Origin of the sequence: Anaeroplasma sp., from assembly GCF_034179385.1 — a bacterium.
Classification (GTDB): domain Bacteria; phylum Bacillota_I; class Bacilli_A; order Acholeplasmatales; family Anaeroplasmataceae; genus Anaeroplasma.
Map to the genome: position 1 here is coordinate 1 of NZ_JAXFPY010000082.1, position 6,314 is coordinate 6,314.

Here is a 6,314-nt window from a genome sequence, read left to right on the forward strand (position 1 = left end):
CTACTGCATAATTTGATTTTGGCTTCTTTGGCTTTTCTTCAATGGAAATGGCCTTTCCATTTGAATCGAATTCAACAACACCAAATCGTTCTGGGTCTGGTACATAATAACCGAAAATAGTAGCTCTACCAGCCTTAGCGTTTTTCACTGCATCCTTAAGTGCAGTTTTTAGTCCATTACCATAGAAAATATTATCTCCTAAAACCATACATACATCATCATCGCCAATAAATTCCTCACCCAAAATAAAAGCTTGTGCAAGACCATCTGGTGATGGCTGAACCTTATAGGATAGGTTTAAGCCAAACTTTTTACCATCACCTAAAAGACTTTTAAATCTAGGGGTATCCTCTGGAGTTGAAATAATCAATATATCTCTAATTCCAGCAAGCATTAAAGTTGATAATGGATAATAAATCATAGGTTTATCATATACAGGTAATAATTGTTTCGATGTAACGGCTGTAAGTGGATATAATCTTGTACCAGATCCACCAGCAAGTATAATTCCTTTCATAATTGATTCCTTTCTATTCCACTGTAACACTCTTAGCTAAATTTCTTGGTTGGTCTGGGTTAATACCCTTGGCAATACTTACATAGTATGCAAGTAATTGTAAATAGATGATGACTAAGCTTGAAGTAAATAGCTTATTTGTTTTTGGAATATATATTTGATATTTAGAAGAATTCGATACATTAAATTCTTCTAATGTTATTGCAATAACATTTGCACCACGGCTTTTAACCTCTTCCATGTTTGCCATAGATTTTTCTATAAGCTCAGGCTGTGTTGCAACTACAATTACTGGTACACCAGTAGTAACTAAGGATAATGTACCATGTTTAAGCTCACCTGCTGGCTTTGCCTCACTATGGATATAGGTTACTTCCTTAAATTTTAGCGAGCCCTCTTCACAAATGGCATAATCCATTTCTCTTCCAATAAAGAAAACATCTTTTTTAGAAACAAACTGGTTTGCAAACTTTTGTACAGATGCTTTATTCGATAAAATAGATTCCATTTTATCTGGCAATGCCTTTAATTCCTTGATGTATGTTTTCATCTCACTTTGTGAGATATCTCCTTTTGCCTCAGCTAAAGCTAGGGCAAACAAATACATTATAATTAGCTGAGAGGAATAGGCTTTTGTGGTTGCGACTGCAATTTCAGGGCCAGCGTAGGTGTAAATGTTATAATCTGCAGCCCTAGGGATTGCAGAGCCTTTTACATTTACAATAGATAGGGTCTTAATTCCTTCTTCTTTGCATTTTTGAAGGGCTTCATAGGAATCCTTTGTTTCGCCTGATTGTGAAATAATAATCGCTAAGGAATTCTTCTTAAGCTTATAACATCTATATTTAAATTCGCTCGCAAGCTCAACACGGACGCCAACGTCCGTTAATTCCTCAATAATACATTCAGAAACTCTACCAACATTATATGCTGAACCACAGCCAAGAATGTAAACCATATCTAAACTCTTTAGGTATCCTTTTGTAATACCTATAGAATCAAAATCCACTAAATCATTTTTTGTATATACATTAAGACATGCCCAAACAGCCTTAGGCTGTTCTTCGATTTCTTTTATCATATAAAATGGATAATTCCCTTTTTCTGTATCCGATAATTGCCAATCGATTGTTTTAAGCTCCATAGAGGATGTGACATCATCCCCATTAAGATCATAAAAGATAATAGAATTATTTTTCATGCATCCACTTTGGAAATCCTCTACATAATAAACCTTATTGGTATGTTTTAAGATTGCTGGAATATCCGATGCTAAGAAGCATCCAGTATCGGATTTGCCAACAATTAATGGTGAGCCCTTCTTGGCAAACCATATTTCATCTGGGAAATCCTTAAACATTAAAGCTATCGCGAAGGAACCTCTAGCTCTAACCATTACCTTATTGATGGCATCAATAGGACCACCCTTATATTTTTTGTAATAATAATCGACTAATTTTATCAATACCTCAGTATCGGTATTTGAATAGAAGGTATAGCCATTATGTAATAGTTTTTCCTTTAATTCTTGAAAGTTTTCAATGATACCATTGTGAACTCCAACAATAAAATTATCATTAGAGGAATGCGGATGCGCATTCCTTTCGGATTGGTCGCCGTGGGTTGCCCACCTAGTATGTGCAATACCTGAGGTAGATTTTATATCCCCTAGGGCATTCACTTTATCTATTAAGTTTTTAAGAACACCCTCAGCTCTTACGATTCTTAAATCCTCACTCTTATTTCTTATTGCAATTCCTGCAGAATCATAGCCGCGGTATTCTAGCTTTGTAAGGCCATCAAGAAGAATCTTAGTTGCTTCTTCTTTACCAACATATCCTACAATACCACACATAAGGCTTACCTCTTTTCTACCAATATACCTTGCTTACAAATTTTATTTTCATTAATTACCCCTCTTACATTAGATAGCGGGTAAATATTTGAGTTCTTACCAATGACTGTACCTGGGTTTAAAACAGAATTACAGCCAACCTCAGAAAAATCCCCTAAGAAAGCACCAACCTTCTTCATTCCTGTTTTCATTTCAGAATCCTTAGAATGAATAACAACTAAGGACTTATCTTGCTTTAAGTTAGATGTAACTGCCCCAGCCCCCATGTGAGCCTTATACCCCAAAATGGAATCTCCAATATAGTTGAAGTGTGGTGCTGAAGCGTAATCCATTAATATGGAATTCTTGATTTCGCAAGAATTACCTACTACCGCATGAGAACCGATTAAAGCACTACCTCTAATGAAGGCAGAATGTCTAATTTCTGCACCCTCACAAATAATCGTAGGTCCATCAATATATGCACTAGGATAAATCTTTGCTGTCTTATGCACCCATACATTTTCTTTTATTTTTTTATATTCATTTAAATTTAATTGATTACCTAAATCTATGATAGTTTTAGATAATGAATTTAAGGCTTCCCATGGATAATCGAATCCTTCTAAATAGGATTTTAAGATTGTATGATCTAAATTAAATAAAGATTTTATCTTTATAGAATCCATTTTAAAGCCTCCTTTTTTGCCTGTAATACTATAAGTATTACGGCTCACAATTTTCATTATATAAATTTTACCACAAAAATGAATAATTACAAAGAAAACCTCATTTTCGTGATTCTCAAAGATAAATATATTTCATTTTGTTTGTTTAAACGTTTAAATAAATCGAACAATTGATTTCAAATGGTTCATTTTTATGTAAAAACATCAATTAAAAGGATTAATTATAAGAAAAACTTATTATTTTCATATATTATATAAATATTTGTTATATGTCGGCGTAATTTAAAAGGGATTACCCTGTAATCCCCTTTTCCAACTACTTTAATTTCTTTTGTAAGCCCTCTAAAATACGGATATTTTGCTCTAGTGTTTCTTTTTCTTCAGCTTCAGTAACGTATTTTAAAGTTTCTTTTGATTCAAGTAAATCCATCTTAACTAATGTTTTTACTAAATCTAATTCTAATTCATCGAATTCTACGTTCATACTTGTATCACCTTTCCAAAAAGATATTTATAGTATATTATAATTCCTATCTTTATTTCAAGTTTTTTGAATGAATTTTATTCATTTTATAGGATAGAATTCATTTCTTCTACCTTAGATACAATAGAATCTACAATTCTTTTGGCAGTATCTAAAGTTTTATCCTCAGCCATTACTCTTATTTTTTCTTCTGTACCAGAGGCACGAACTAAGATTCTGCCTGTATCTTTAATTTCCTCTTTTATCTTTTGAATTAAATACTTTAATTCATTACTCTCTAATATTTTATTTTTATCCTTAACAGATACATTCTTTATAACTTGTGGATATATTATAAGATTCTCGAATAAAGAAGATATATTCTTCTTTGTATCGGCTAAAATATTTAATATTTTAATGGAGGTTAAAATACCATCTCCAGTAGTTGCATCATCTAAAAATATAATATGACCCGATTGCTCTCCACCTAAGGAAAGATTGTTTTGCTTTAGAGCTTGATATACATTCTTATCTCCTACATCGGTTTTTATTAGATTAATATTTAAATCCTTTAATGCATTATCTAATCCTATATTAGACATAATGGTTGAAACAACCATATCATTTTTAAGTAATCCCTTATTTTTCAAATAAGAGGATACTAAATATAATATATGATCTCCAGATAATTCATTACCATTCTCATCTAAGAATAAACATCTATCTGCATCTCCATCATATGCAAATCCTATATCATATTTCTTTTCCTTCATTACGGAAGAAATATAAGACATATCTGTTGAACCACACATATTATTAATGTTTTTACCATTTGGTTCATCATTAATAAATGTAAAATTACCATTTAATTTCTTAAATACTTCTTTTGCAATTTCTGATGATGCACCATTAGCTGTATCGATAATTACATTTAAATTGGAATAATCTAATGCTTTTGATACTAAAAAGTTAATATAAGCTTCTTTTCCTGCTTTAAATGGAATAATATTACCTTTATCCTTTTCTGAATATGGAGTATCCTTTGAATCCATGAAAACCTCAAGTCCATGGATGATGGAATCATCCATTTTTTCGCCTTTTTCATTGAATAATTTTATCCCATTATCCCAGTATGGATTATGGGATGCAGAAATGACTATACCAGGCATATTGTAGCATTTTGAAAGGTATGCTATAGCTGGAGTTGGTACAACCTCAAGGTCGTATACATCCACTCCAAAGGAGTTAATTCCTAAGGTAACTGCAGTCTTTAAAAATGGCCCTGACTCTCTTGAGTCATAGCCAATAATAATACCTTCAACATTCATCAAGCCATAATAAAAGCCTAAAAATTGTCCGATTTTTAGTGCATGCTCCAAGGTTATTTTCTTTCCAAATCTTCCTCTAAATCCATCTGTCCCAAAATACTTATTCATATACATAGATCCTTTTTTTGTTTAGTTATAGTATAGCATAAATGAAAACAAATGAAAACAAGAAAAGAAAATAGGTAGAACTAGAGTTCTACCAAATCCTTTTTCTATCTAATATATCACTATATTGTATTTCATATAAATTAATATTTTCAGTTTTTTCTACAGCCTGTAATATACATATTAATGGCATAACATAATGATGGAAATAAATCGTATCATAGAATCCATGAATCAAGAAATAAAGAATTACAACAAGCGTAAATATAGAATATAAATTCATTTTCATACTTCTTTTTATAGAGAAATATAAATATAGGAAGAATGCTAATGTACCTAAAATGCCACATGTTCCGATCATTTGGAAGAAATAATTGTGATAATTCCAAACATCTTGAATATAGTAATGTGTTGTATATACACCTGCACCGAATAGGGTATATTCATTAAATTTATCTACTGCAATTAGATAAATTTCACCTCTACCATTAATATTGGCCCCCATTTCTAACATTTTAGTTATAATGGATTCTATAAGTCCAGTGAAATAGCATAAAACTAAACCTAAGGAAATCATTGTAATAATGAATGCCCAATAAGGTATTTCTTTGTATCTATTCTTTTTATTAATGGTAAATGTATAAATACAATAAATAATTAAACCAATAACAAGCGCAATCACATAGGCTAAATACCCAGCTCTAGATGCAGTTAATAATCCTGCAAATAGATATATAAATATTAATATTAATGCAATAACTCTTTTAAATGCAGATTCTCTATGCTTAGTAAAATAATAAAGTGCCATAATGGATGCCACATTCAATATGGCAACATAATGATTTGGATGTCCCCATCCAATATACATCAATTTATAATTGATGATTTCATAGAATGAAATTCCACTATTCAATAAATGAAACATCATATAAATTGCTTGAATTGAAACAACTAATGCAGTTATAAATATAGATTTTAGTATAAATTCTTTATTTTCTTCATTAGGCTCTACTGTCATTCTAACTAAAATATATGAAAATAATATTATTGCAAAATGGCCAATTCCAAGTAGAGATAAATTAAAATCAGGTGTATTAATAAAAGATAATAACATAGATAGGAATAATAATATTAATGCATATAATATATGATCCATCTTTAATCTTTTAAGATATATTTTACGATTCTTTATTATTTTATAGATAAATATTATTAATGTGATACTATATAAAACTAAAACAATAATGAATGGTGGAGATGGCATTACCCAGCTATTATTTTGAGAGCCACCAAACCATAATATAATTAAAGAAAAAATAGAACTAAAATCACAATTGAATACTAATAAAAGTATTAATAATACAACAAAAGAAATATA

6 protein-coding genes are annotated in these 6,314 nt (G+C 30.5%); all 6 read right to left on the reverse strand.

Features of this window, described 5'->3' with window-relative positions:
• The coding region (locus tag SPJ17_RS05370; protein ID WP_321093332.1) for a sugar phosphate nucleotidyltransferase at positions 1–517 on the reverse strand (517 nt) is incomplete at its 3' end.
• 13 nt (positions 518–530) lie between these two features.
• Positions 531–2,372, reverse strand: coding sequence for a glutamine--fructose-6-phosphate transaminase (isomerizing) (gene glmS / locus SPJ17_RS05375; protein ID WP_321093334.1), 1,842 nt, complete (start codon positions 2,370–2,372; stop codon positions 531–533).
• Positions 2,373–2,377: 5 nt separating this feature from the next.
• Complete coding sequence (locus tag SPJ17_RS05380; protein ID WP_321093336.1) at positions 2,378–3,040, reverse strand: hypothetical protein; 663 nt, start codon at positions 3,038–3,040, stop codon at positions 2,378–2,380.
• A gap of 316 nt (positions 3,041–3,356) precedes the next feature.
• Positions 3,357–3,524, reverse strand: coding sequence for a hypothetical protein (locus SPJ17_RS05385; RefSeq protein ID WP_321093338.1), 168 nt, complete (start codon positions 3,522–3,524; stop codon positions 3,357–3,359).
• Positions 3,525–3,610: 86 nt separating this feature from the next.
• Positions 3,611–4,939 (reverse strand): phosphoglucosamine mutase, encoded by a 1,329-nt coding sequence (gene glmM / locus SPJ17_RS05390; protein ID WP_321093340.1) that lies wholly within the window; start codon positions 4,937–4,939, stop codon positions 3,611–3,613.
• Between the two features lie 88 nt (positions 4,940–5,027).
• Positions 5,028–6,314 (reverse strand): O-antigen ligase family protein (locus SPJ17_RS05395; RefSeq protein ID WP_321093341.1); only part of this gene is annotated, 1,287 nt, incomplete at its 5' end.

Excerpts from the sequence above, each read along its gene's own strand:
- glmS (WP_321093334.1), bottom strand. The coding sequence starts at position 2,372 with ATGTGTGGTATTGTAGGATATGTTGGTAAAGAAGAAGCAACTAAGATT.
- SPJ17_RS05380 (WP_321093336.1), bottom strand. The coding sequence starts at position 3,040 with ATGGATTCTATAAAGATAAAATCTTTATTTAATTTAGATCATACAATC.
- SPJ17_RS05385 (WP_321093338.1), bottom strand. The coding sequence starts at position 3,524 with ATGAACGTAGAATTCGATGAATTAGAATTAGATTTAGTAAAAACATTA.
- glmM (WP_321093340.1), bottom strand. The coding sequence starts at position 4,939 with ATGAATAAGTATTTTGGGACAGATGGATTTAGAGGAAGATTTGGAAAG.